This is a genomic window from Candidatus Hydrogenedentota bacterium (genome assembly GCA_035416745.1).
Classification (GTDB): domain Bacteria; phylum Hydrogenedentota; class Hydrogenedentia; order Hydrogenedentales; family SLHB01; genus UBA2224.
The window spans coordinates 83,803-110,745 of the sequence record DAOLNV010000006.1; the positions used below are offsets into that span (position 1 = coordinate 83,803).

Consider the following 26,943-nt stretch of genomic DNA (forward strand, 5'->3'; position numbering starts at 1 on the left):
TGGGCGCCATTGTAAAACATTCCGCGCGGTCCACGCTACACCTATGCGCGGGGGTTTTTTTCTCGGGCGGGGCGGGATCGGGTACAATCGTGGCCATGCCCGACATCGAGACACCCGAAATCTGGAGCGTGAGCCAACTGACCCGGCGCGTGAAGGAACTCCTTGAACGCGAGATCAGTTACGTGTGGCTTTCCGGTGAGATCTCGAATTTCCGCGTGTCGCCCGCAGGGCACGCCTACTTCACGCTTAAAGACAAGTTCAGCCAGATCGACGCGGTCATGTTCAAGGGCCGCATGATGAAGCTGCAATTCACCCCCGACAGCGGGCTGGAAGTCATTGTTTTCGGGCAGGTTACGGTATATGAGCGGCGCGGAAACTACCAGATAGTCTGCGACGAGATGCATCCGAAAGGTGTGGGCGCTCTCCAGCTCGCCTTCGAGAAGCTCAAGAAGAAGCTGCAGGCGGAGGGGCTGTTTGACGAGGAACACAAGAAGCCGCTGCCGCTGCTTCCCCGGCGCATCGGTATCGTCACCTCGCCCACGGGGGCCGCGATTCGCGACATCCTCAACGTGCTCCACCGGCGGTTCGCCAACGTGCATGTGCTCCTGTATCCCGCGCGCGTTCAAGGCGACGAAGCGGCGGAGGACATCGTGGAGGGGATTCGCGTGCTCGACGCCATGGGCGTGGACGTGATGATCGTGGGCCGCGGCGGCGGGTCGCTTGAGGATTTGTGGCCTTTCAACGAGGAGATCGTGGTTCGGGCGGTATACCAGGCCCAGACCCCGATCATCTCGGCGGTGGGCCACGAGATCGATTTCACGCTGACCGATTTTGCGGCCGACCTGCGCGCGCCGACGCCGTCGTCGGCGGCCGAGCTGGTCGTTCGCGAACAGCGCGAGTTCATCGAGACGCTCCAGATGCTGCGGCAGCGAATGGCCGCGGCGACGGCGCAGATGGTTCGCGCCTTCCGCAACCGGATGGATGTGGTGCGGGCGTCTTTCGTGTTCCGCCGCCCCGAGGAACTGGTCCGGCAGCGCCGCCAACGGCTGGACGAAATGCGCATGACCCTCGACCGCCTGTTACGCGGCCGCGTGCAGGACGAGCGGCACCGGCTGACGGGGCTGGTCCGCTCGCTGGGCCTGTTGTCGCCGAGACAGCGGTTGCGCCGCGCCTTGGAGCGGTTAGTGGTTCTCCGGCAGCGGTTGTGGCAGTCGGGCGCCGCCACGGTTGAACGCGGCCGGGGCCGTCTCCGGCCTCTTTTGGCGCAGCTTGACGCGCTCAGCCCTCTTGCCGTGCTGGGCCGGGGTTACGCCTTGGCATACAAGTTGCCCGAACGCGCCGTCGTACGGGATGCCGGGATCCTTGCGCCCGGAGATGAGTTGTCGTTACGGTTTGCACAAGGCGCGGCAACCGCCAGCGTGAAACAGGTCGAGGAAACCGAAAATGGCTGAACCAAAATTCGAAAAAGACCTCGAAAAACTTGAACAGATCGTCGAGGCGCTGGAAGAGGGCGAACTCTCCCTTGATGAATCGCTCAAGAAATTCGAGGAAGGCATCAAGCTGGGCCGCCGCTGCGAGAAGGCCCTCAGTGCCGCCGAAAAGAAGATCGAGATCCTCATGAAGAACGCCGACGGCGAACTCGAGGCCCAGCCGTTCGGCGAGGAAGACGAATCTGACCAGTCCGGCGAGTCTGAGGAGTCCGGCGAGCCCGACAAGCCTGGCGAAGAGGGAGAAATGCTGTTTTGAGTCCCTTTGACAGCGAGAATCCGGAGGCCGCCAAGGCCGTTGCGGCAGCGTTTTTGGGGGAGAAATCCGCCAAAGTGGAGCGGGCTCTGCATGCGCTCTGCGACAGCTGGACCGATGCCCCGGAAACCCTCCGCAAGGTTGCAGAATACAGCCTGTTCGCGGGGGGAAAACGGTTGCGGCCCGCCCTGGTTCTCGGCGCGGCCGAGATCGTCTCGGGCGACGACGCGGCCGCCATGCCCGCCGCGTGCGCCCTCGAAATGATCCACACGTACTCGCTCATGCACGACGACCTGCCCTGCATGGATGACGACGACCTGCGAAGGGGCAAACCCACGGCGCACAAAGTGTTTGGCGAGGCGAACGCGATCCTTGCCGGCGACGCCCTGCTCACCATGGCCTTTGACGCCGCCGCACAGTCCGGCAGCGCGGCGGTGGTTCGCGAGATCGCTCAAGCCGCGGGTGTGGCGGGCATGGTTGGAGGGCAGGTGATCGACCTCGAGAGCGAAAACAAGCGGCTCACCCTCGAACAGCTTCGCCATGTGCACGCATACAAGACGGGCGCGCTGATCCGCGCCTCCGTTCGGGCAGGGGCCATGCTGGGCGGCGCAAACGCCGAAACACTTGCCGCACTGACGCGATTCGGCGAAGCCATCGGGCTCGCGTTTCAGATCGCCGACGATATCCTCGACGTGGTTGGGGTCGAAGCCACCATCGGCAAACGCGTTGGCAGCGATGCCAGCAAACACAAGTCGACTTATCCACAGCTGGTGGGACTGGACCGTGCGCGCGCCCTCGCGGGCGAGGCGGTCGAGGAAGCCCTCGCCTCGCTTGCCGGATTCGGGCCCGAAGCCGATGACTTCCGCGCGCTGGCGCGGTTTATCATCGAACGCGACAAATAGCACGGGCCCCGCTCGCGGCATGGCACCACAAACGCGCCTATCCTCTGCGCCGCGGCGCGCGCGCCCGTGTCCGCATCGGAGCGGATTCTGGCCTCAATCCAGCGAGGGTTGGACGATTTCCCCGCGGGCTTGGGCCTCGGTGTTTTCGTAGGCGCCGTAGAATTCGGAATTGCAGTCGAGCCACAGGGCGAGCCGGTGGAACTCCTCGGCGGACAGCTTGGTGTCGTAATGCTCCTTGGTGAGGTAGGGCAGCAAAGCCGCGGCGCGGGCGCCGAACCGTCCAGCCACGGTACGGCTGCCCCCGTGTTCTTTCGAGCGGATGGAGCCCCTCCCCGAGTCGAAATAGAAACCGTAGTCTTTGGCAAGATTGGCGTATGAGCGGGTCCATCCGTGCTCTCCTTCGATGACGCCGCGCAGGTCCAGGGCATTTTCGCGCTGGTGGCACTCGACGCAGTGCCGGTCAAGCACGGGCTGAACGAGACGCACATAACTGAAGGGGTTCGAGCCTTCCGGTTCGGGCTGGATGGGCGAAGGCGCTCTGCGCAGTGCCTGGGGGGCGCGCGCCGCCTCCATGGGCGGCGTGGAGGCCCGGTGCTTGGACTCGTGGCACCCCTGGCAGGAGAGTTGCTCGCCGGGATGCACGTACGTGCCGGAACGCATGGACTGCACCGCCATGCCGGTATCGTCGAGGGCTTGGAAGTAGATGAGCTTGCCCACGGGCGTCTCGAAAAAGGCCGAGCCGTCGGCTTCGACGGGAACGGTGCCGAGCGCCGCGCGCGCGTTGGACTGGCTAGCTACGCCGATGCGAGGTTTGTTGCTCGGCGGCGTGGTTTTTGGCAGCACGTGGACAATGCGCAGCGCGCGAATCCTCACGCCCTCGGGCCATGGAAAATCGCTGTTGTAGACGTTCATCACGGCGACCGTCGCGGGGCGCGGTTCGTTACCAGCGGCCTGCGTTGTCCCGTCGGGGATCACGGGGGGCACGGGCCGCGGCTGCAACGGAATCGGGCTCAGACACGAGATCTCGGGGTCGCGGTAGATCAGTTCGCGGTTTCCGAAACGGTCGAGCCAATAGATGCCGCGGTTCGCGCACGCCGCGTCATACACGCAGAGATAATCATCCTCGCTCAACGGCCACGCGGTGCCGTAGACCATGAATTCCCGGATGGCTTTGACCGGTGTTTCGGCTTCGGGCAACGGCACCTCGGGCGTCAGACGCGTGAGTTGCGCCATGGCGCGGTCGTCTTCGATACGCGGGTCGATGAGCACGAGGGACCCGAACGCGTGGCCGTGGTGTGCGGCCGCCGTGGCCACGAACCGGTTCGAACCCGGAATGGCGCGGATGCTCATCTCCATCCAGGGCCGGCTCTCGCGCTCGAGGGGGTAGTTGCCGTGAAACGCGCGCGGGTCGCGGCCGTCGGGGTAACAGGTCCAGATGTGGTGGGCAACGTTGGTGTCGCGGTCGACATAGTCCCACCGGGTGTAAACGAGCATCCCGTCGTTGGTGACGCTGGGGTGCCACTCGTGTGTCTCGTGGAAACTCAGGCAGATGATATCCGACCCGTCTCGGGCCATCGAGTGCAGCGTATAGGTCGGCGAACTCAGCGGGGGCGCCGACCCGCCGCAGCGCAGGTAGCCTCCGCGCCGTTCCGACACAAACACGAGCCGGCCGTTCGGCAGGAAACACGGGTCGAAATCGTTTGTATCGCCGTCGGTAAGCTGAGTCAAGCCCGTGCCGTCGCTGTTGGCCTTGAAGATATGGTAACTGCTTCGCGGCGACCACTCGGGATACTCGCCCTGGGCTTGCGTGTATGCGAAGAGAATCGTGTTGCCGTCAAACGAAACCTCGGGCGACAGGAACGAGCCGGGCGTCAGGGGCTGGCCCGCCAGACGGCCGTTCTCGACCACGGCGTTCTCGAGCAGGCCGCGCGCCCGGGGATTCGGACCAAAGGGGTCCTCGAGCACGAACAGTCCGCCGCCGGCTTTCGCCGTGAACCCGTAGTATTGGTGGCACATGTGAAACAACCCGCCGGGATCGTGCCGCTTGATGAACAAAAGCCTGTCGATGCCGAGCAACGGGTTCTCGAAGGCGACGGCACGCAACAGGCGGCGGCATTCGAAATAGAATTCTTTCCGGGCATCGAGAGTTGCATCCCCGGCGGCCTCTAACTGCTTCAATTCCGCGGCAAGCCTGTCCTTACTGGCCAGCAAGGCTTCGAGGGCGGCGGCGGCATCGGTATCGCCGCATTCGCCGGCCTTTGTGAGGAGCCGCGCGGCAAGCTGGCCGGTACGTTCAAGAACCTTGGCGCTGTGGTCCAGCGAGAAGCGGTCCGCGCCGGCGATTTCGGAGGGCATTTGTTCTTGCGGCGCGGCTTCTATTTCCGCGACCGAATAGGGGCTGACACTCTTCTGGTCAGCGGGGCGGTGCAGGGCGATATTGGTATCCGGAGCGTCTTTGCCATATACCTCGACCTCGTCGAGCGCGAACGAACATTGGCCGGGCACCTGCAGGCGGACCACGCGGGCCGTGATGTTCTTGCCGCGCAGGTCCACGACGAGCGGGGCGTTCTCATTCACCCCGAAGAAGGGTTGCCCGTCATGCGCGTAGATTTCGGTGAAGGTCCACCGGTCGCTGGGGCGGAGAGACTCGTCGCCACCCGTCCCGGTCGCAACGAGCACGCGGATATTGCTGGTGCGGGGTGCGTTGTTGCCGTCGGTGCGGTTGAACACCACCACGCGGTCCAACTCGACGAGCTTGCCCAGATCGACCTGCCACCAGGGCTCTGTCTCCTTGCTCGCCGTGTGGAACCCAAGCTTGCCGTTCTTGACCCCGTCGCAGCCGCCCGCGGCGTCCTGTACGCTCGTGACGCCCTTCTCGTTGGTGGGAAGGGTTTCCTCGTTCGCATGGGGCTCTTCGAGGGCCTTCAGGGCAAACTGTTCGTCCTGCGCGGCCCAATCCGCCTCGACGAGGTCCTGCAGGGCCTGGGCCTGTGCGGCTCCGGCCAGGAACACGAGCGTGAACGCAGCGGACACCGGCAGGGCGGCACAAAGCGCCTGTTCAACCCAATGAACGAGCCAGGAACGACAGCGCCATTGTGTTGTCATATGGTCTACCCTTGCGTCATGGACGTGTTCTGGTCCAAATTCGCTTTGGAGGGAAATATACCGCGTGAAGTGGCCGGAGTCGAATTCGGCGATTTTCTTGTCCCACCTGCTGGTCATTCGCCTCTTGCGGAGGATTGTCCGCATCCGGCGCGGGCGCCGCGCTATCCCCTTCAAGCTTGTCCTGGCCTCTGGTTGCGGCTAAACTTCCCTGTTATAGTGTTTGTGGGCAGACAGTATGGATAGGGGACGATAAGGCCAAAGCGGCCAGGGCCGCGGTGGGCCGATTGCGGGCAAGTTCGTCTCGAGAGGGGGCTGCGCTGCGTCCGTGCAGAACGATGAGCAAGCCAGTCAGAAGCGCCGCGCACACCTGGCCCGGTTTGCGGGCGGGGGCATGATTGCCGTTGGCATTCTCGCGTATCTCATCTTAGGGGACGATGTATTCCCCGGAACGTCCTTTAAGGGATGGTGGCTGGCTGCGCTCTCTGTGATGACGGGGTTGTGTTTTGTCCTGTTTCCGAATGCGCGCTGGGTGCAGAAGGCAGTAAAGGACACGAGCTGGGATGTGTTGGTGATGAATTTTGGGGGCGACCCTCCGCCGCAGGATGAAGCGGAAGGGGAGAAGGAACCCAAGCCAATGGGCGCCGACGAGGATGTTCGAGCCAGGATCGACGCGCACTTGCCGGGGGTCGACTGGTCCGACCCGAAATTGGGCGTATACGAGGGCGACGGTTTCTCGTTCAGATTCAAACTGGGCGGCCAGGAGGAAGATGGGGTATTCCTGGTCCACGTACGCGGGGGAGGCGAGGCCATCAAGGCGTTGATGCGGGTCGCCAATCCCAACAAATGGACCTTGTTTGACTGCTCTCTTGGTGAATATCTGGACCCGGAGAATCCGTCGCAAGAGGGATAGGAGGGGCTTGAGGAACTTCGCGATCAATACATCGGCACACGGGAGAAAAAAACAAAACCTGATGCGGGCAACAAAATTGTGGGCGAGGGACTGACCCAAGGTTTTGCGAAGCAAGACCGCGTGGTCTGTCCCGAGCCGCTGTGACATGGCGGAGCCGGGCGGGTCTTCGCGACCCGAGGGGTCGCTGATGTGAGGTTCAGACAATGCGAGACACGATTCCGATCATTGCGCGATTTGCCCTTGGCGGGGCGGAGGAGCCCGGCGCAACCGTGTTGAAAGACCCAATCGGCACCCTGCTGATAGCCGCCGTCGCGATTGTGATCCTGGCCGGCCTGACGGGCCGGGGGATATTTCGAAGAAGCCCGAGAGGACGAGGGTCCGGGTCCAGCAGGTCTTCCATCGTGGACACTGCGGTGATCTGTGTGTTTCTCGCGTGTTTGGCTGTCCTGTTCATGACCCGGTCCGCCGTGTGGGCTATCCCGGCCCTGGCGGCGTGGGCCATCGGGTATGTCTTTCAGGAGCGCAGGAAACGCCGCCATGCAGCCGATGAAGAGGAACTGCGCATACGAAATGCTCTCAACCACCCGGGCGTATTCGACACTCCGCCGCCCCAGGACCTTGACGCGGCCGACGGCGACACGGTGGACATCTACGACGCCGGGGCCTGCACGTACCTCGGCCGTTTCCCGAAATCCGATATGCGGCAGATTGCGGATCAGTTCGAAGGAGACAATGGGTCCAATGACGTGTTTATCGGCCATTGGCATATCCCGGACACCGAGTTGAGCCCGGCCTTCGCCGCGGCGTTGAAAGCCGCCTTTGACGAACGCGATTACCTCGTCCTGCGCTGGATGCCGACGGCGGAAAAGAAGCACGGACAATGATACGGGCCGTGTGCGGTGCGGTGTGGGGTTCTGTTTCGAGGGTCATGGACACGGTGTTGGCGCCGTTCCGTCCTATCGCGCGGTTTTTGTGTCGGCCCCATTGGTTTTTCACGTGCGCGTCCGTGTTGTACATAACCGTCTTCTTTCTTGCTATTTTCGATGTACTCTCCCCGCCGGAAGAGGGACTTTGGGGCATTCCCCCTATGTGGGCCTGCGGGGCAGGAGCGGTGTTCCTCCCGTTCTTGGCAGTGTGCTCATGGATAGAAAGACACCGGGACGCAGTCCGCCGTGAAGAGCATCGGCGGGAGTTGGCGGAGGTGCAGGGGGCGCTTGTCGTGCCGGTGACTCGGGAAGAAGCGCACGCGATGATTGCCCGGTGCTGCTGTGCGCTCGGCTTGGATGAAACCCCGTACATCGCCAAGTTCGACATCAAGTACGACTATTTGCAGCAATGGGAGCCGAGTGAAGTGTGGTACTACGAACATGCCGCGCACTGCGGGTTCGCAGTGGTTCGCGATGGAGAGGTTCTCTGGTATGCGCCATGGTCGAGCGCGTAGGCGGTTCTCGAGAGGATTGGCCGAAGGTTTATGCGGAGCAGAGGACTGATGACGTGAGCGAGCAGAGCAGCAAGAATCCCGTGCCGACCTTCATCTTTTGTCTTGTTTTCTACTTGATGGCGGCCATGATGCTGTGTATCGAGTTCTTGCCTCCTGAGGCGCAGGCCATCTTCGGGGGCAATTGGGAACGGCACGGGGACACCTTGTACTTCACGCTTACCTTTGCCGCAATCAGCCTTCTGATAGCGGTGGCCCTGCACGTCTATTTCTATCGAAGGAATCGGGAGCGGTTCGATGTCCGCGCCTTTCGCTTTGTGGCGATGCTCATGGCTGGCATCATGGCGGCGGATGTCCTGGTCTCGATAGTCGTTTCCCGCACCACGGGTCTGCCGCCTGATGTTCTGGCGCGGAAATTTGACAAGACCGTGGGGTGGCTCTCCGTGTCTGTTTTGTCGTTCCTCGTGCTCGTGGGCATTCTTGTGGCTGGGTACGTGTATTTCACGATAAAGTACGGCGCGGGCAACCGTATGGCGAGCAAAATCGAGTCCGGTGATTTCGCTGGCGCGATCCGCATTGGCGAGGCGCGACCGCCCCGTAAGCGCGATTTCCTGGTCACGTACAACCTCGCCGTTGCGTATGGGTACGCCGGCGAAATGGACAAAGCGCGAAAACTCCAGGCCCTTATCGAGCAGACGCGAGAGTTGCCTAAGAACTGCACGCAGGAGGTTTTTGAGCAGTTCGTCCAAAACCTCAGGAAGGTTATCGAGGAGGGGGAAACCGCGGGGAACAGAGAGCCCTGACCCTGGCACGGGACGCCACGGCAAAACCTATCAGCAATTCTGACCAGAATTCGTGCACTTGGCATGCCCCTTAATCTCGCGAGATGAAGTATGTAAGCAGAATCGCCCGAAGCAGATATCTGTCTGCCCGCCAGGTCTGGCGGGACCTGCCGCGAGGCGACTTCCTCATCCGGCGAATAATCCGCCTTGCCCGGTGTAATTACAGGCGGTGGAGATTGAACCACGGGCGCGCGAGGTCTCGTGCGCGGAGCAATACCATGTGGCTGAATGCCATTGACTTTTCCCTGTATGGACGCGCTAGACTTGCGCAAGGGGTTGTTGCGCCGCGGGAGCGTGCGATTGCGCGATGCGCGTCAGAGGCACGACATAAGGAGGGCCAGACATGATTACGGTCTTCATCATCTGCGCCACACTCGGGAGCACCGTTCTGGTCGTTCAGTTCATCTTGCTTCTCTTCGGGGTGGGTTTCGGCCACGACATTGGCGACGGTCATTCCGTGGACTTCAGCGGCGAGCATGACGTTTCGTTTGGCGACCAGCACTTCGAATTTGGAGGCGACCATGATGGCGGCGCCATAGGCGACCACGATATGGGCGCGGACGGCCACCTGGATGCCGCCCACGGCCATGACGTTCACGATCACGGCTCGTCGTGGTTTTTCAGCGTGTTGTCGGTGCGGTCGGTCGTTGCCGCGCTGGCGTTCTTCGGGCTGGCGGGCCTGGCCATGGATGCGGGCGGCGCGCCGCCTTACATAGCGTTCGTAGTGGCGTGCGGAGCCGGAGCGGTGGCCATGGTCATCGTCGCATGGCTCATGCGCCTGCTCTACAGCATCGATTCCGAAGGCAACGTGCACATCGAAAGCGCTGTCGGGCTGCCGGCCTCCGTCTACTTGCGCATACCGGGCAAGCGCTCCGGCGCCGGCAAGGTGACCGTGAAAGTACAGAACCGCACCATGGAGTATCTTGCCATGACGGACGGCGGCGCGCTGCCGACCGGGGCGCCCGTCATGGTGGTTGGCATTATTGGGCCGGACACCTTGGAGGTCGCTTCGGTCCCCGAGGGGAAGGAGAAACACTGACATGCCGTACGTCGTCCTGATGATTGGGCTGGTAATTGTATTTTTCCTCAGCATTCTGCTGTTGCTTACCAGCCGGTACAAGCGGTGCCCGAGTAACCGCGTGCTCGTAATCTACGGTAAGGGAACCGGCAACACCCCGGCCCGGTGCATTCACGGCGGGGCGAAATTCGTGATGCCGCTGTTTCAGGACTTTGCGTATCTCAGCCTGGAACCGTTCCAGATAGCGATTCCGCTCAAGGACGCGCTGTCTATCGAGAACATCCGCGTCAGTGTTCCCAGCGTGTTCACGGTAGCCATTGGCACCCAGCCCGAGATCATGCAGAACGCGGCCATCCGCCTGCTCGGTCTGGACGCGCAGGAGATAAAGCATCAGGCGGAAGACATCATCTTTGGACAGTTGCGCCAGGTGATCGCCTCGATGAGCATCGAGGACATCAACCGCGATCGCGACAAGTTCCTGCACAACATCCAGTCTTCTCTCGAACCTGAACTCCGCAAGATCGGCATGGTGTTGATCAATGTGAACATCACCGACATCACCGACGAGTCGGGCTACATCGAGGCCATCGGGCAGAAGGCCGCTTCACAGGCGATCCAGCAGGCCCGCGGCGATGTGGCCGAGGAGGTGAAGCTCGGTGAAATCCGCGTCGCGGAAGCCGAACGCGACAAGGTGGTCAGTGTCGCCGAAGCCAGCAAAGAACGCGAGATCGGCACGCGTGCCGCCTCGCGCGACCAGGCGGTGCGCATCGCCGAACTGGCCAAGGAACAGACTGTCGGCGAACAACAGGCCGCTTTCCAGCGCGACGCAGCCGTGAAAGACGCCGAGCGCGAGATGCGCGTGCGCGTTGCGGGGGCCAATGCGGCGGCCATCGCGGGCGAAAACGAAGCGAAAGCCACCGTGGCCGGTTCCAACGCGGGTCTGCAGGTCAAAGAAGCTGAGGCATACCAGCTCGGCGAGACCCGCAAGCGCGAGGCTGAGGCAGCCGTGCTCGAGGCTCAATACCGTGCTCAGGCCAAAGCCGCCATCGCCGACGCCGAACGCGTGGAAGCCACGCGCCGCGCCGAACTGGAGGCTCCGGCCAAGGCCCAGAAGGCCAAGACCATCGTCGAGGCCGAGGCCGAAGCCGAGAAACGCCGCATCGAAGCCGAAGGCCAGGCCGCGGCCATCTTCGCCAAACTTGAAGCGGAGGCCAAGGGGCAATTCGAAATGCTGGCCAGGAAAGGCGACGGTCTGCGGCGCATCATCGAAGCGTGCGGCGGCGCCCACGAGGCCTTCCAGCTGCTCATGCTCGAACACCTCGATACGCTGGCCCAGACCTCGGCCCAGGCCATCTCGAACATCAAGTTCGACAAGGTCGTCGTCTGGGAAAACGGCGGCGACGGCCAGGGAAGCAATACCTCCAACTTCCTTCGAAACCTGTCACATACCCTGCCGCCGATGTTGCAGGTCATGAAAGAGATCGGCGGCATCGAGGTCCCCGAATACCTGGCGAAGCTGACGCCTGACAGCGCGAACGAGGCCCCGGCCGCCAAGGAACCGGCCGGCAGAGAAGCCAAAAGCGGAGCGCCCGAAGCGTAAACAGCGCGTCAACTGAATATCCGGGCCGCGCGTCTCCCCCCGGGGTCGCGCGGCCTTGCTTCCACAGAGCAAATGGAAACGTCTTGGAAAAGCTCGCGGCGGGACAAACCGAATACAGGGAAGGCCCGCCGCGAGAGCCGTGTCAGGGGTTAACTTCTTGCGCGGCGGCGTTGCCACTGTCTGCCGAGGGTCAGGCCGTGCGCGAGAAGGGGATCGCGGGTGAGCCCTTTAGCGCGCATCTTTTCCGCTACCCAGTTCTCGATGGTTGTTTCGCACCTCCGGGCAACGTCCGGCCGTTCCTCCGCCACGTTGCGGAACTCGCGGGGGTCTTCGCGAAGGTCGTACAACTCGCGCGCCGGCGTGCCGTAGAAATCCGGTTGCCGGGCCACGATGAATTTGTAGTCGAGCGTGCGCAGGCCCCATTTCATCTGCCAGGTGCATTCCTGGCAGACCACGAACTCGCGCACAGGCTTGTCGCGCGTTCCTTCCAGGAGCGATACGAGCGAGAGTCCCTCCATCTCCTTGGGCGCCTCGAGCCCGCAAAGGGCCACGATGGTCGGAGCGAGATCGACGTGGGCGGTCAACTGCGCCACGCGGCCGGGCCTGAGATCCGGATGATGGATGATCAGCGGCACGTGCACGGTTCCCTCGTAGAGTCCGTGGTGGTCAAAGAAGATGCCGTGGCGGAACATCATTTCCCCGTGGTCGCTGGTGACGGCAAGCAGCGTGCGCTCCAACAGACCCAGCCGGTCGAGAGTTTCGATGACCCGGGCAATGCCCTCGTCGCAATAACGGATCTCGGAGTCGTACAAGGCTTCGACGTACTCGGCGTCGGTCACGGTCTTGCCGCGCACGAGTTTGTTGAGCCAGGTCTCGCTCCAGACTTTTCCCAGGGGATGCCTGGCAAGCTTCTCGAGCGAGGTGTTGGCGGGGTCGCAGGGGTCTTTCCCCCGGTCGTAGAACAGCCGCCGGTACGCCCGGGGCGGCATGTAGGGCGTATGCGGGTCCCAGTAGTGGATGAACAGAAAGAAGGGTTCCTCGGCGTTCTGCTCGAGCCAGGGGAGGGCGCGGTTGTTGATGTCGCGGTTGTCGCAATTGATGCTCAGGGGGCGGCGCGAAGCGGGGTCGATGTAGTACTCATAGCCGCGGCCGAATCCCTGGTGCCATGGGGCCAGGTTGTCGATGGCGCACGTTGTATAACCGGCCTTTTGAAGCAGGGCGGGCAGCCAGGGGACCGTATTGCGCAAGGGCACCCTGCCGCCATGCGCCACGATGCCGTGCGTGACCGAATACTGTCCGCTGCCCAGCGTGGCAAAGGCCGGATGCGTGGGGATGGCGGACGCGATGTGCTGCTCGCAGACCACGGATTCGCGGGCGAGCGCATCGAGGTTGGGCGACGTGTTCCGGTGGTACCCGTAACAGCCAAGGTGGTCCGCCCGCAGCGTGTCCACGACAACTAAAACGACGTTCAAAGATGCTCTCATACGTTGTTCCATTTCGGCTTGCCCCGCCAGTGTCCCCCCGGCGGTAATGCGCTCGAACCAGCTCGGCGGGCGGCATGCAGCCCGATCGTGTAGCACGACAGGAAGGGCTGGTGCAAGTGATTTCGCCTGCGGGCGGGTCCTCGACGGGCAATCCCGCTCTCAGGAATCCCTGGGGTGAACGGCGCCAAATCGGTCATAGCCTATGCGCACTGAAAGGGCCGGGCCTCGTTGTGGCGCGAGTGTTCAGCCCGTTCCGGCAGCCAGGCAAGGCTCCGCGACCCGGGTCACCGAGTTGAGAGATGGCGCACTTGGGGCCGCCGACCGGCTGGATGGCCTTTTTCGAGCGGACGCGCGCCGGCATGCGTGATTTTCGCGGCTGAAACTCCTCGCTCCCGGTCCGCTCAGCATGTAGGCAAATCCCTTACAGGGTGTATAAGGGTTTGACCTGACAAGACATGTAGGCAAAACGACAATCGGGCTTGACAATGCAGGGCCGATTTGATAGTATTTTTTCCGTTATTAGACATATTCTTAGCGCGTTATGTACGCAGTTATGATGTTATATTGATTCCTGGCATTGGGGCGTCATTCACTGTTTCATCTGGTGCGTGGGATGTATTGGAATGCGAATCCGTCGGTGCGATAGCCAGGAGGATGATCGTGGCCGTATTCAAGTATTCAGCGGTCGTCAAGAATCGCGAGGAGATGTCGGAATCAGGCACAATTGTCGCTAGCAACGAACAGCAAGCGCGCGAAAAGCTGGAGCGTCTGGATCTCACGGATGTCCGCCTCAAGCGTATCAGCGGCATTTCGGGCCTGCTTAAGTCGCTTACCGCGGACATCCGTTAGGAAGCGCAGGGGCCTGGGCTGTTCTCGTGCGGGGGGCTAGCGTTCGGCCGGTCCAGCGCGGAGCACCGCGAGGGCTGGCGCAAACACATCAACGCTGTCCGCGCCTCCTTTCAGCAGGATTGTGGCATTTTCCGCTACGGTGAATCCCGTTGTCACGACATCGTCTATCAGAAGCACGTGGCCTCTGGGGGGAGGGGCCTTCTCATTAAGCGCAAACGCTCCCGCGATGTTCTTGTGGCGTTCCCTCGGGTCGTGAAGGGTGCTTTGAACTCGAGTGGGCCGGATTCTGCGCAGCGCGTGAGCGACCTCGGCCCGTGGGAAGGCCGGGGCGACCTCGCTGGCCAGCAGCCGGGACTGGTTAAAGCCGCGCTCGCGTTCGCGCACGGCATGCAGGGGCACCGGTACCAGCATATCGTACCGGTCGCACTCCAACTCTTCCCCGGCAAAGGCAACCATGAGTTCCCCAAGGGGCCTTGCAAGCCGCTGTTTCCCGTGGAATTTGAGGAGTTTGACGGCGGCTTCCATCACGCCTTCGTACCGCGCCACACCGTATGTTCGGCGCACGGGACGGTCCGGCCCCCCCGCGAGACACCTCCCGCAGGGGAAGTTCGAGCGCGTTCCGAGTCCCACGGCGGCGCGATGAGGCCGTCCGCATACGGTGCAGAACGGCCGCTCGATACGCGGCATCAGTTCCCAGCACGTGGCGCAGAAGTAGCCGTTCTCGTCGGTCAATAACCGGCGGCGGCACTCCTGGCAGAAGATGGGGAAGACCAAGTTCTTCGCGGCGAGCTTCCACTCGTGCCAGAGTTCGCCCCGTGCCAGGCTCATGGCGCCTCGCAAATGCGCGGAGTTGCCCACATGACCCAGTCGCAGTTGTACGGGCCCGCCGAATCGGTGGTCAACGTCAACACCACGGGTTTGGCGGCCCACCGTTCGAGGCCGGCCCGCATCGGGACAAGGCCGTCTCCGGGACGGGCGCGCGAACGGACCATCTCCAGGCCATTTACCTCGACCGCGCATTCGACGCCGTTGGATTCTTCTGCGCCGTCGCGGAGCCCCACGAACGCCTCGAACAGCGACGGCGCTGACGGGAGTACCAGGAAAAACACGACCACCGTCACGCCTTCGTTGGGCGGATGCACGAACAAGCCGGTCACGGGGGCTCCGTTGACCTGGCCGTTCGCGGGCCTGGCTGTTGCATGCGGAGGGGCTTCCAGGCGTTGGCCCAGGGAGCCCGCAAAAACGGTTTCGAATTGGCGACTGGCGAGTTCGCCGGGCAGCGTGACTGGTATCGGGTTTCCGCTGATGAAGTACGCGGCGCCCGGTAATGGCACGTCCACGGCCAGACCGGTTCCGGTCCCCTGTATGGGAACCAGCTCTCCTCCGGCTGCGGCGTGTGTGTACGAAAGGGTTCCAGCCAGCACGAGAGTGCCCGTTGCACACAGCCGCTGGCTCACTCGGGCGTCGTACCAGCGGGCCCAATCGAAACTGGGGCTGTTCGCGGGGCCGGGGTTCACGCTGAGTTCGAGGGCGATGGTGCGGCCCGCACACGGCGTCAAATCGAGCGCCAGCGGGACCGGTTCCGCCGCGTCCGTGTGTACCGACGCGTCAAACGTCTCCCCGTTCGATTCGGCGCGGACGGAAAAGGTGACGCCGTCCGTTTGTCCCACGGCTCCTTTGTCCATGCCTACGGTGGACTCGAATAGAAGTTTGCCGGTCTTGGGCAAGGCGATTTCGAGCCGGGCGTACGTTTCGCCCGTGCCTTGTTTCCATGGCGGGTGGGCGTGGAGCACGTTTCCGTGCGGTTCGAAAAAGGCCCCGTCCGGAGAGGTCCCGTCACCCTCGAGCGCGTGTTGCGAGCCGTCGAGGAGCCGCGCGCCGCGGTCTGCTTCACCCAGCAGCGCCGCAATATCGGCCACGACCCCTCCCCGCTGCTCCGTCCGCACAATGCCGGTCCCGCCGTCCAGAATGATGCTCGTGGGGCGAAACGCTTCGGGCAACGCCGCCAGATGGGGCGCCGCCAGGTCGCGCGGGTTGCCAAAATAGGGATACCACGCCTCGGGGTCCAGGCCGAACAGGCGCGTGTCGTCGTACGCCCGCCAGCCGGGGATCGTGCCGGGAAGCGCGACCTCTTCCGCTTCGGATATGGTTTGCGAGACGACCCGGCCGCCCGCCACAAGGCGGTGATCCGTTGTCCGGACGATGGGGTCTCCGGCTTTGGTCCGGTAAGGGAACGCCGTGGTTTCGGGCCAAGGGTCCTCGAGGGCGATTTCGGGGCGGGCCTCGAACCAGAAGGCTGTCTCATCGCGGAACTGCCGCTCGAACCCGGCGGGCCGCTCGAAGCTGCCAGGGGAGGGTTTGAAGGTCGGGATCACGCCCCAGTGCTCGTAGGCCTCGTTCCATGCCGCATACAGCTGGCCTGAGGCGGGAGGAGCGCAGCCGAGGTAGCCGTTGATGATCGTGTAGGGGCGGAACAGGTATGAAGCGACGGGATGCGCCGCAGCCAGAAGGGCCCGGTCCCAAGTGCCCTCGGAATGGTGGACCCCCCAGGCATGGCGTTGGGCGAACGCCTCGTGGCGATACGTGATCTCATTCAGGCCTTCGCCGCTCAAGGCCACCCCGGGCAGGGCTTGCCGGAGCTGTTGGTGCAGGGCGATGTTGCCCTCGGCCATGGTCATGCCGTCGATGCGGCCGTTTTGATCGTTGTAAATGCACAGGGTCTGGTCGAGATGAAGCGCGTCGACCGCGTATTCCGCGCACAATCGCGACATCCGCTCGACGAACAGGTCGCGCCATGCCTTACATGCGGGATTGATGTAGGCGAACTTGATCTCGGGCTTGGCGCGTGTCCACAGCCACCATTCCTTTTCATGTTTTCCCCAGGGGCTTCGCACGTGATACGGCTCGAATTGGGGGTAGAGCGCGTTCAGGGGGTCAACGCCGAAGTAATTCACGTGCAGCATGACCCTGAACCCGAGCGCGTGGGCGTGTTCGATGAATGGCCTCACGCCGTCGATGACCTCGTCGTAGTCGGGATAGTCGCGGTCGTACCCCTGTGACCGCCACCCCGGCACATACACGATGGTCTGCGCGGGGTCGAGGTTTTTCCCGAGGTTCTCGAGGCCCTCGAGGTCGAGCCCCGTGATGACGAAGCAGCGGATGTCCTTGAGCCACGCCGGTTGCTGTTCTTCGAGCCGGGTGGGCGCGAACTCGCGCACCATCCAGTCGCGGTACCGGCGCGCCGGGACCCGCCAGTCGCCGGTATAGGCGCCGATGCGCCACTCGGGGGATGTGAGCCCGGCGGTCTCTTCAAACGGCGCATAGGCCATGGACACGAACCGCAGGCGCCATCCCGTGCGGCTGCGCTCGACTGCCAGGCGTTTGAATCGTGCGTCCGGGTCGCGTGCCCAGACGTAAAAGCCGGCGCCCTCGCCCTCGACAATCACCAATTGCGCTTCCCACGACATCGGGTAGTCAAAAGTGAACCACGAGCCCGGTGTGGCGGCGGTCAGGCGAACGCCCGAGTGTCCGGGCACGATGATATTCTGGTCCAACGGAATCCCCGGAACGCTCCACTCGACGCCCCACAGTCCTTTTTGAGGACACTCCGCTTGCTGTTGTATGACGAGCTCGTCCGCGTCGGCGGATACAGTCGTCCGCACGCGCGTCCCCGGCAGCTTCCCGAAGCCGGAGAGCGTCCACGTCTTTGTTCCCGCGCTCTCTTCGGGCTCACATGACCGGGCCTGTTCTCCGGGAACGGTCTCGTCAATGCGATGCAGACAGGGGAGCGTCTCGACGCCGTTCTCACAGGCCGCAAAGACACGTCCTTCGGCGTCAGAGAGCACAACCACTGCCCCATTCTCAAACTCCGCCTTCAGGCGGGAAGAGGCAAGGACTTCGCGCCCTGTTTCCGCGGCGAAACCGGCGCAGACCAGTCCGCCAATGAAACACAACGCCCCCGCGGCATGGGTAAGAGTTCTTCTCTCGTGCATATGGGCATTATTGCGCGCCGCGAACCCCAAATGCACGCTTTGGCCGGAGCAGCGAGCCGCCCGAGTGCGCCGTGTTTCTCTTCCCCGGCGTCTTGCTATACTCGGGGGGGTACATTGATTCAGTGGGGGGCCGCGAAATGGCCAGACGGATTACCCTATGACGAGAAAGGCTCGAAGGCAATGGTGAAAATGCGCGGACACGTTGTGCTGGGGATGCTGTTTCTGGCGGTATGTTCAGCGGCACTTTCGTCCGAACAGCCCGTTGAGGGGGCCGCTTCGAACGGGCCGCCGGCGGGGGCGCGTCCGCCGGCGTGGGCGCAACCTGTCGAGATGGACGGCGTGCCGAACCTCCACAAGGTATCCGATACGCTTTACCGCAGCGCGCAGCCTACGGCCGAGGGCATGCAGAATCTCAAAGACCATGGAATCAAAACCATCATCAACCTCCGCTCGTTCCATTCCGACCGGGACGAAATCGGCGAGACCGGCCTGGGTTACGAGCACATCTACATGAAAGCGTGGCATCCTGAAGAGAAAGAGGTCGTGCGGTTCCTGCAACTCGTGACCAGTCCGGACCGGACGCCGGTGCTAGTCCATTGCATGCACGGGGCGGACCGCACGGGCGTCATGAGCGCCATCTATCGTGTCGCCATCCAGGGGTGGACCAAAGACGAAGCCCTTAAAGAACTCAGGGAAGGCGGATTCGGCTTTCACGGCATATTTGAAAACCTCCTCGAGTGGTTTAATGGTCTTGATATCGACGAGATGAAGCGCCGTGCGGGCATCTCCGCCGAGACGGCCGAAACGCCGTAAACCGCTCCGCTCAGGGGTCAGGGGTTCTGCGCCCCTGCGCCTTGGATGACGGGATACTTCCGCTGCAGACGCGCGGCGCTGATCGTGAACGAGTGCTCGAGAAGCCGGACCTGGATGCCGCCCAAACGATCCGTACGAAGAACCTCGATGCCGCGTTGGCGGTAGCGCTCGAGTACCGCGTGAGGAACCCTGTCACCCCCGCGCCACGCGCCGGTCGACACGATGGCGTATCGCGGAGCAACGGCATCGAGAAAGGGGCCGGTGCTCGAGGTGTCCGAGCCGTGATGGGGCACCTTCAGCACGTCGCTGCGGCAGTCGGCGCCGCACAACGCTTCTTCGGCGGGTTGTTCGATGTCGCCCGTGAGCAGCAGGCTGCCCCCGGTCCAGCGAAGACGGCACACGACCGAGCGGTTGTTGGGGTTTGGCGCATCGGCTCGCGCCGCATCGGGATGCAGGATTTCGAGCGACGCGCCGGCAAGCGCGACCGTGTCGCCGGCCTGCACCTTCCGCACCGGAATCCCGTGTCTGGCGCACAGTGCCGCCATCCGAGCTTCCTCCGATTCCGGCTCGTGCGCGCGCAGTTCCGAGCCGAGCATCAACTCGCCGACCCGCATTTTCTCGAACACCGTCAGCAGTCCGCCGATGTGGTCGCGGTGCGGATGCGTCAAGATGACCCTGTCGAGCTTGGCGACCCCCCGCGCGCGCAGAAACGGAACGAGTATGCGCTCGCCCGTGTCCACGTATTGGGAGAGGTCGCCTCCGTCGACCAGGACCGATTCACCCCCGGGCGTATGAACGTAAATCGCGTCGGCGTGGCCTACATCCAGCACCACGGCTTCGGGCTTTGGCGCCGGCCTCCACAATAGGACGGCGGTCAGGAGCATCAGGGCGGCCGCCGTTGCCGCTTTGCGCCGCAACCGTGGATTTTCGAGGGCCACAACCAGTATCCCGAAAGCTGCCCAGTAGCAGAGAAGCGCCATGCTCGACGGACACGACACGGCGACGTGGCTTCCCGGCAGCCGGCGGACGGTGTCTATGATCCATCCGATAAGAAACGTCACGGGCAACAGCGCGTGACCGAAGACCGTTGCCAGTCCCATCCAGACGAAGGACAGGAGGCTCGTGAGAAAACAGAGCCACAATCCCACCGCCAACAGGGGCACGACAAACAGGTTCGCCAGGGGCGCCGCAACCGAGATGCTGTGGTAGTGGTAGGCCGCCATCGGCAATGGAAGAATCAATACGGCAACGGGCATGGCGAGGGGCTGGCGCAAGTAATACGGCAACCGTTTCAGGCCCTCGGTACAATGGGGCAGAAACAGCAGGATCGAAGCCACACTGAGAAACGACAGCTGGAATCCTGCGTCGAACAGGATGTTTGGGCGCCATGCCAGGAACAGCAGCGCCGCGACGCTGAGCGCGGTCGGAGCGTCGCGCTCGCGCCCGGCAAAATCGGCCAGCAGATACACGGTGAACATGATCGAGGCGCGCAGGGCGGGGGCCCGCCCGCCGGACATGAGCGCGAACAGCCAGATCAACGCGAGGGCCAGGATCGATGCCCTCCGCCGCGTCGATGTCAGCGTCTCGAAGAACGCGGTCGCGGTCACGAACACAATCGAGATATGAATGCCCGAGATCGCGAGGATGTGCGAGGTGCCGGTATCCACGTAGCGCGCGTAATCGTCAGTTGTGAGCCCGCTGCGATCGCCCAGCCAGACCATCAACGCGAAGGCGAGGGCGTCCGCGGGCATGGCATCTTTGAGACGCTCGGCCTGAACGCGGCGAAAACGCGCCGGCCAATGCCTGAAAGAGTGCCAGGGAGCGGCTCTGATCGCGACAACGCCGTCCGGGCCGCGGGCCGCAATCAGCGAGTGTATGCCGTCGCGCCGGAGCGCGTCTTCCCAGCTTTCGATACCTGGATTGACGCGGGAGAGGGCGAGGTCCCAGCGCCCGGTTACGCCCACCCGTTCACCGGGAAAAGGCGGCGGGCCCGGGTCCGACCACTTGACGAGCACCCCGCCTTCAGTACGTGCCTCTATTTCACCGATGCGAATCGTGTCGGCGTCGAGGAAGAAGCGGGCGTATTCGTCGGGGGGCGTTGCATGGGGCACGTCGCGCACCACCCCTTCGATGCGGCACAGGCCGGGTTCGCGCGCCGCGAGGAAACGGCTGAGGGGATCGCCCGGCGGCCCTGTGTGGCACGCGTTGTGCATCAGCGCTCCGGCCCCGAGAAAACACGCGAAAACGGCTACGGCACGCGACGCTGGCACCGCGGAGAAGGCATACAGGCAGAACGCGCCCGCCAGACACAAGCCTACGGGAATCAGAATGCCGGGGGCGTGTCCCAGGGCGGCCAGCAACACGCCCGTCGAGAACCCCAGGGCCACCCACACCAGCGGCCGGTTCACGATACCCTACCCGGTTGGACCACAGCGCACCCCCGTTTGCGTGGCCGCTCGGCGCTACGAGGAAAACGTCACGAACAGCAACAGCACGTTGTACAGAATGTTGTAGAGCTGTGCCAACAGATTCGTGGGCTCAAGCGCGATCACCTGCGACATCAGCAGGTCCCACAGATTACTCAAACCGTCCAGGAGCATGACCGTATCTCCTCACGCGCAGCACAAAGCGCGGAATGTTCACGATACCCTCTTAGAGTAGGCATCATTGCGGCGGGAATCAAGGTTCTTCGCGGGGAGGGGCGTACCGCAATAGGCCCCTACCGCCCGGAAAGCGAGGGTTTGTGCTCTCTACAGGCCTATTGCCATCCCCCCGTCTGGCGGGAAATCGGCGGCGGGTACATGCTATACTTGCATGAAACGTTGGTCCGCGGCGCGCCCCGGGAGCGGGGAACGGCGCATCACGCGGCGCCGCCGGGGATTGCGGACCCGAATACGCGTCATGCTCGCAATCCGGCACAGCGATGCCTATCGAATGCAGCAAGCAATGGGACAGGGAGTGCACACGATGAGTTTTCCTATCGACGTCAGCAAATACAAGCCGTTGAGTTTGGACCCGGCAAAATCCAGGATGGGCGCGAACGTCATGGCCCGGTACAAGACCAACGTGGGGCTCGTGCGCGACACGATAGTGTTCTTCACCGCCATCGCGGGTATCAAGGGTTTCGCGGGCCACACCGGCGGGGCCTACAGCATCGTGCCGGAGATTCTGCTGGGCGACGCGTTCATGCGGGGTTCGGGCAAGGTGTATCCGGCGCTGTTCGATGAAGCCGGGCACCGGGTAGCAGTCCAATACGCCATGAGCGCCTTCAACGGCGAGATGCCTTTCGAGAAGCTGTTGCAGTACCGGGCGTTTGGCGAGGGCCTTTACGGCCATCCCGAGCGCGACGAGAAACTGGGCGTGAAATTTTCGTCGGGCCGTCTGGGCCATATGTGGCCGTTCATCAACGGCGTGGCCAGAGCCAATCCCGAGATGAGCGTGCTGCTGTATGGCAGCGACGGTTCGCAACAGGAGGGCAACGACGCCGAGGCTGCCCGGTTCGCCGTGGCGCGCAACCTCAACGTGAAGGTGCTGGTCGACGACAATAACGTGACCATTTCGGGCCATCCTCGGAACTATCTGCCGGGGTATGATGTTGCCAAGACGCTCAAGGGTCACGGTCTGACGGTTGACGTGGGTGATGGCGAGGATCTCGAGGCTCTCTTCAAGCGTTTCCGGAAAGCCGTGAACACCGAAGGGCCGGTGGCGCTGGTCAACCGGCGTGTCATGGCGCCCGGCGTGCCGGGCATCGAAGGCTCCACGAAGGGCCACGACGTGATCAAGGCCGACGCCGCCATTCAGTATCTCGAAGCGCGGGGCCACAACGAGGCGGTTGCCTATCTGAAGTCCGTGGAAAAACCCAAAGTGTCGGTGAGCTTCAAGGGGAGTTCGACGGACGGGGCGGCGAACCGCAGCGAGTTCGGCAAGATCGTCTGTGACATTCTCGCGAAGATGACGCCGGAGGAACGCGTAAAGAAAGTCGTCGTGATCGACAGCGACCTCGAGGGTTCGTGCGGTCTCAACCACATCCATGAGAAATTCCCCGAGGTCTTCATTCCGAGCGGCGTGATGGAACGCGGCAACGTGTCGGCCGCGGCCGGTTTCGGGTTTGATGCAGGCAAACAGGGCATCTTCGCGACGTTCTCGGCGTTTCTCGAGATGGTGATCTCCGAGGTGACCATGGCCCGTCTCAACAAGGCAAACCTCCTGTGCCATTTCTCGCACGCGGGCGTCGACGAAATCGCTGACAACACCTGTCATTTCGGGATCAACAACTTTTTCGCTGACAACGCCCTGGCCGAAGACGAAGCCACGGGCGTGTATTTCCCCGGGGATGGCGACCAGTTCCGCAAAGTTCTCGAAACGATCTTCCACGACCCGGGCATCCGGTTCATCTTCTCGAACCGGTCGAAGCTGCCGTACATCCTCAAGGAAGACGGGTCGCGTTTCTTCGGCGATGGATACACGTTCGAGCGCGGCAAGGATGACGTGATCCGCCGGGGCGGCGCGGGCTACGTCGTGGCCTACGGCGAATTGTTGTATCGGGCGCTGGACGCGGTGGACCGCGCGCGCGAGACTGGCATCGATGTGGGGCTAATCAACAAGTGCACCTTGAACGTGGTCGATGAAGCCACCCTTCGACTGGCTGGACAGGCCCCCTTCGTGCTTGTGGTCGAGGGGCAGAACCGCAAGACGGGTCTCGGGATGCGGTACGGCGCCTGGCTGCTCGAGCGCGGTTTGACGCCCAAGTACGCCCACATGGGCGCGATGCGGCCGGGACACGGCGGCATTGCCGAACAGGTGCCGTACCAGGGTCTCGCGCCCGACGATATCCTCGCGAAGATCAAGAGCATGACGAGCTGATTCAACCTTGCGGCATTTCTCTCGGGGCGAGCGCGCGGGCGGCCGCCTGAGCGAGTTCGACGGCATGAAAGCCTGCAAGAAGCGGCTCGAGAAGCTTCAGGGGTAATCCGGATGACACAAACCAGGCATACGGACGGGGCGTCCGCTAGGCGGCTGGCGTCGTTGCGCTGTTTTCTGCTCGATATGGACGGGACCATCTACCTCGGCGACGCTCCTATCGACGGCGCGGTGGAGTTCCTGGAGTACCTGGCGGAAAGCGGCCGCAAACGCCTTTTCTTTACCAACAACTGCTCCGTGGACGCCGCGCAGTATGAACAGAAGCTTGCAGGGATGGGCATTCCGGCGGTGCGCGGCGACATCCTCACGTCCGGCGAGGCCACGGTGCGGTATCTCGCCGCCGAGACGCCCTACCGGCGGGTGTTTGTTTTGGGCACGCCTTCGTTTGAGGCCGAACTCGAAGCCGGAGGACTCGAACTGGTTGATCATGAACCGGATGTGGTGGTTTTGGCCTTCGACCGCACGCTGACCTACGCGAAGCTCGAGAAGGCTTGCACGTTTTTGCGCAACGGCGCGCCTTACATCGCGACCAACCCCGACAAGGTTTGTCCTACCGCCACGGGCTATATCCCCGATTGCGGCTCGATGGCCGCGCTGCTTTTCGAGAGCACCGGGCGCATGCCGAAGTACATTGGCAAGCCCAATCCCGAAATGGTTGCGATGGGGTTACAGAAACTGGGGGGGACGCCGCGCGAGACGGCCATGGTCGGCGACCGCCTCTACACCGACATGCAGATGGCCTGCGATTCAGGCATCACCTCGATTCTCGTGCTGAGCGGCGAGACGAAGGAACCCGATCTCGCGCGCGCCGTGCAAGAGCCCGATTTCGTGTTCGCGTCCGTGAAGACGTTTCTCGCGGCATTGCGCGAGGCGGATGGCGAAAAGGCGGGATGAGCAAGAAACCGGGACCCAGCGGGGCATTTGCGAAGCACACGCGGGTCAGACGGAGTTTCCCGCGTACGGCATCAACGAGAAACGCGCGGGCAGCGCCCTTGTGAGGCGTGCCGCCCGCGCGCGCTGTTCTGTCAAGGGGCTCAGGCCCAGTTGAAGCAGTCTGCTACCTGCGCCAGGGCTTCGTCGGCCGTGGCGGTTGTGTATCCGCATTCCAGGGATACGTAGCCCTGGTAATTCTTACTGGCGATGGCCTTGAAGATGTTGGGGTAATTCAATTCGCCCGTGCCGGGCTGATTGCGGCCGGGATTGTCGCCCACGTGGATGTGGCCGATGCGATCGATGTTCTCACAGAGATTACGGATGACGTTGCCTTCCGTAATCTGCTGGTGGTAGATGTCAAACAGCATTTTCACGTTCGGGCTGTTCACGGCCTCGAGGAGCAGCAGCGCCTGATCGGTCCGCGTCAGGAAATACCCGTGGTGGTCGACGAGGGTATTCAGCAGTTCCATGACGATGGTCACGCCGTTCTCCTCGGCGATGGGCGCCAACCGGCGCAGGCACTGGACCACGTACATCATCTGGCGGTCGTACGAGACGTCGTCCCGCGTGTTGCCGGACAAACCGATCAAGGTCGTGCACCCGATGGTCTTCCCGTACGCGATCCGCTCGCGGAAGTTTTCCTCGAGGCGGCCGTGTTCCTTGGGCTGAACCATCTGCCCGGGCGCGATCGCGCCGACGCCGCCGATGCAGCTCCACTTGACGCCGGTCTTCTGGGCGGCGTCGCGGAGCTCCTCGGCGCTTTTGTCGGGGCCGAGCCATTCGAGGGCGGGCAACCCCCACGCGGCGCACTGGGCCATGCGGTCGGCCGGGCTGCCGTCGAACCAGCTATACGGGGCGGCGATTTTCAAGGGAAGGCTCGCAAACGGCTTGGATTCCTTGGTTGCGGCAATGGCCGTGCTGCTGAGCGCGGCCATGGCGCCGGCGCCCGCCGCGCACGACGCAAGAAACGATCTGCGTTTCATGTCCATGGTAGTGGTTTCCTTCACGGTTCGCGCTACTGCGCCCTATTTCTTTTGAAGTTCGGGGAGGTTGCCCGCGCCGACCTTGCCGGGCACCGGAACCGGTTCGTTGGGATAAGACTTCTCCCAATCGAGTTCGGGCACGATGGAGTAGTCTTTGAGCTTGCCCTCCATCACGTCTTCCCAGGTCACGCGGCGCCCGTTGTACGCGGAAATGCGGCCCATAATGGCGATCATGGTGCTGTACGCCACCTGGACGCCCTCATTGTAATGCGGGCCCTGGCCGGTGATGCTTTTCACGAGGTCGATGTGCTCCTGGACATAGGGGTCGACGCCGCCGGAGCCCATGCTGTGGCAGTCGCTCTTGCCTTTCGTGCCATAGACCGCTTCGAATACGCCCTCGTCCAGGCCATCCCAGTGCCGGGAGAAACTGGTCATGTGCACGTCGTTCGGATACTCGAAGTCGCACGAGAAATGGTCCCACAGATCGCCGAACTTGGGCTCATCGGGCTTGAACTGCCGCCCGCCCGACGCGAACACCGAAATGGGATGGTCGATGCCGAACCCTTCCATCACCCAGTTGCAGACATCGAGGTTGTGCACGTGCTGCTCGACGATGTTGTCGCCGCAGACCCAACAGTGGGCATACCAGTTGCGGATGCAGTACTCGAGGTCGGTTTTCCACTCGGGTTTGCGCTCATGAGCAAAGGGCAGGCCGCCGCACCAGTAGGCGCGCATGGAGACGATGTCGCCGATCTCGCCGCCGTGAATCTTCGCGATGGTTTCCTGATAGGGTTTCTGGTGCCGGCGCTGGGTGCCCGCCACGAAGGAAAGCCCCAGTTCGTCGGCGCGTTTTGCGGCGCGGATGACCTGGTGAATGCCAACCGGGTCCACCGCGACGGGTTTTTCGGTGAAAATGTGTTTCTTCGCTTCGACGGCCGCTTCCAGATGCTTGGGGCGGCTGTAGGGAAGCGTGCCCTCGAGAAGGATGTCGATGTCGGTGCTCAAAATGCCTTTGTAGGCATCGAGCCCCGTGAAACAGTGATCGTCTTTGATGTCGCGTTTCTTGGCAAAATCGTCGTTGCTTTCGATCTGTTTGCGGGTACGCTCGATTTTATCGGGGAACACGTCGGCCAAAGCGATGACCTTCACGTTATCATTGCCCTGAAGCATCTGCGACAACGCGCCGGTGCCGCGTCCGCCGCACCCCAACAGACCGACCTTCAAGACCTCCGAAGAGCCCTGGGCCGATGCGCCGCGCAGCACGGCGAACGTCGATATGGCCGCGGCTGAGGCCTTCGCAAACTCCCTGCGTGAAATGCCCGTTCTTGAATCCTTTTTCATGAGTCGTATCCTCCGCTCTGAGCCGATGCCGGCGTGCCAGCCCTCAAAGCATTATCGTGGTTGGGGACCA

General features: G+C 62.9%; 21 protein-coding genes. 13 read left to right on the top strand and 8 right to left on the bottom strand.

The annotated features are described in order from the left end of the window. Window positions 1-95: 95 nt before the first annotated feature. The 3 genes from xseA (at window position 96) to PLJ71_04045 (ending at window position 2,645) form a co-directional block, all read left to right on the top strand. Entirely contained in the window at window positions 96-1,451 is a 1,356-nt protein-coding gene (xseA, locus tag PLJ71_04035; GenBank protein HQM47830.1) for an exodeoxyribonuclease VII large subunit, read from the top strand. Next, window positions 1,444-1,746, top strand: a complete 303-nt coding sequence (locus PLJ71_04040) for an exodeoxyribonuclease VII small subunit (protein ID HQM47831.1) — start codon at window positions 1,444-1,446, stop codon at window positions 1,744-1,746. The genes xseA and PLJ71_04040 overlap by 8 nt, the downstream gene beginning before the upstream one ends. 86 nt (window positions 1,747-1,832) lie before the next feature. Then, window positions 1,833-2,645 carry a polyprenyl synthetase family protein gene (locus PLJ71_04045; protein HQM47832.1) on the top strand — a complete coding sequence of 271 codons (813 nt, stop codon included), beginning with the start codon at window positions 1,833-1,835 and terminating at the stop codon, window positions 2,643-2,645. 93 nt (window positions 2,646-2,738) lie between these two features. Here the strand turns inward: PLJ71_04045 and PLJ71_04050 are convergent, their stop codons facing one another. Further along, window positions 2,739-5,750: a discoidin domain-containing protein gene (locus tag PLJ71_04050; protein HQM47833.1), complete on the bottom strand. Its 3,012-nt coding sequence runs from the start codon at window positions 5,748-5,750 to the stop codon at window positions 2,739-2,741. 325 nt (window positions 5,751-6,075) lie between these two features. On the opposite strand from PLJ71_04050, the gene PLJ71_04055 reads away from it, so the two are divergent. From PLJ71_04055 to PLJ71_04080, 6 genes are all read left to right on the top strand, one after another. After that, on the top strand, window positions 6,076-6,660 hold the full coding sequence (locus PLJ71_04055) for a hypothetical protein (protein HQM47834.1): 585 nt from the start codon (window positions 6,076-6,078) through the stop codon (window positions 6,658-6,660). Between the two features lie 203 nt (window positions 6,661-6,863). Next, window positions 6,864-7,544 carry a hypothetical protein gene (locus tag PLJ71_04060; protein HQM47835.1) on the top strand — a complete coding sequence of 227 codons (681 nt, stop codon included), beginning with the start codon at window positions 6,864-6,866 and terminating at the stop codon, window positions 7,542-7,544. Then, window positions 7,541-8,101: a hypothetical protein gene (locus PLJ71_04065; GenBank protein ID HQM47836.1), complete on the top strand. Its 561-nt coding sequence runs from the start codon at window positions 7,541-7,543 to the stop codon at window positions 8,099-8,101. The genes PLJ71_04060 and PLJ71_04065 overlap by 4 nt, the downstream gene beginning before the upstream one ends. Window positions 8,102-8,154: 53 nt before the next feature. Then, a complete protein-coding gene (locus PLJ71_04070; protein HQM47837.1) occupies window positions 8,155-8,901 on the top strand; it encodes a hypothetical protein in 747 nt (248 codons plus the stop codon). Window positions 8,902-9,283: 382 nt separating this feature from the next. Then, window positions 9,284-9,979 (top strand): hypothetical protein, encoded by a 696-nt coding sequence (locus PLJ71_04075; GenBank protein HQM47838.1) that lies wholly within the window; start codon window positions 9,284-9,286, stop codon window positions 9,977-9,979. 1 nt (window position 9,980) lies between these two features. Further along, window positions 9,981-11,558 (top strand): SPFH domain-containing protein, encoded by a 1,578-nt coding sequence (locus PLJ71_04080; GenBank protein HQM47839.1) that lies wholly within the window; start codon window positions 9,981-9,983, stop codon window positions 11,556-11,558. 149 nt (window positions 11,559-11,707) lie between these two features. Here PLJ71_04080 and PLJ71_04085 read toward each other — a convergent pair whose 3' ends face one another. After that, window positions 11,708-13,042: a sulfatase gene (locus PLJ71_04085; protein HQM47840.1), complete on the bottom strand. Its 1,335-nt coding sequence runs from the start codon at window positions 13,040-13,042 to the stop codon at window positions 11,708-11,710. A gap of 660 nt (window positions 13,043-13,702) precedes the next feature. Between PLJ71_04085 and PLJ71_04090 the strand changes: the two genes are divergently transcribed. Continuing rightward, entirely contained in the window at window positions 13,703-13,891 is a 189-nt protein-coding gene (locus PLJ71_04090; protein ID HQM47841.1) for a hypothetical protein, read from the top strand. Window positions 13,892-13,927: 36 nt separating this feature from the next. Here PLJ71_04090 and PLJ71_04095 read toward each other — a convergent pair whose 3' ends face one another. Together PLJ71_04095 and PLJ71_04100 are read right to left on the bottom strand one after the other, a co-directional pair. Further along, window positions 13,928-14,719: a ComF family protein gene (locus PLJ71_04095; GenBank protein HQM47842.1), complete on the bottom strand. Its 792-nt coding sequence runs from the start codon at window positions 14,717-14,719 to the stop codon at window positions 13,928-13,930. Further along, window positions 14,716-17,883, bottom strand: a complete 3,168-nt coding sequence (locus PLJ71_04100) for a DUF6259 domain-containing protein (GenBank protein ID HQM47843.1) — start codon at window positions 17,881-17,883, stop codon at window positions 14,716-14,718. The genes PLJ71_04095 and PLJ71_04100 overlap by 4 nt, the downstream gene beginning before the upstream one ends. A gap of 189 nt (window positions 17,884-18,072) precedes the next feature. Between PLJ71_04100 and PLJ71_04105 the strand changes: the two genes are divergently transcribed. Continuing rightward, window positions 18,073-18,696, top strand: a complete 624-nt coding sequence (locus tag PLJ71_04105) for a dual specificity protein phosphatase family protein (GenBank protein ID HQM47844.1) — start codon at window positions 18,073-18,075, stop codon at window positions 18,694-18,696. A 17-nt stretch (window positions 18,697-18,713) separates the two neighbouring features. Here the strand turns inward: PLJ71_04105 and PLJ71_04110 are convergent, their stop codons facing one another. Both PLJ71_04110 and PLJ71_04115 read right to left on the bottom strand, forming a co-directional pair. Next, complete coding sequence (locus tag PLJ71_04110) at window positions 18,714-21,104, bottom strand: DNA internalization-related competence protein ComEC/Rec2 (protein HQM47845.1); 2,391 nt, start codon at window positions 21,102-21,104, stop codon at window positions 18,714-18,716. Window positions 21,105-21,158: 54 nt separating this feature from the next. Continuing rightward, window positions 21,159-21,296, bottom strand: coding sequence for a hypothetical protein (locus PLJ71_04115; protein ID HQM47846.1), 138 nt, complete (start codon window positions 21,294-21,296; stop codon window positions 21,159-21,161). Window positions 21,297-21,663: 367 nt separating this feature from the next. Between PLJ71_04115 and PLJ71_04120 the strand changes: the two genes are divergently transcribed. Then, a complete protein-coding gene (locus PLJ71_04120; protein ID HQM47847.1) occupies window positions 21,664-23,559 on the top strand; it encodes a transketolase C-terminal domain-containing protein in 1,896 nt (631 codons plus the stop codon). A 111-nt stretch (window positions 23,560-23,670) separates the two neighbouring features. Further along, window positions 23,671-24,510 carry an HAD-IIA family hydrolase gene (locus PLJ71_04125; protein ID HQM47848.1) on the top strand — a complete coding sequence of 280 codons (840 nt, stop codon included), beginning with the start codon at window positions 23,671-23,673 and terminating at the stop codon, window positions 24,508-24,510. Between the two features lie 140 nt (window positions 24,511-24,650). Here the strand turns inward: PLJ71_04125 and PLJ71_04130 are convergent, their stop codons facing one another. Then, complete coding sequence (locus tag PLJ71_04130; protein HQM47849.1) at window positions 24,651-25,538, bottom strand: TIM barrel protein; 888 nt, start codon at window positions 25,536-25,538, stop codon at window positions 24,651-24,653. A 36-nt stretch (window positions 25,539-25,574) separates the two neighbouring features. Then, complete coding sequence (locus tag PLJ71_04135) at window positions 25,575-26,873, bottom strand: Gfo/Idh/MocA family oxidoreductase (protein HQM47850.1); 1,299 nt, start codon at window positions 26,871-26,873, stop codon at window positions 25,575-25,577. Window positions 26,874-26,943: the final 70 nt, after the last annotated feature.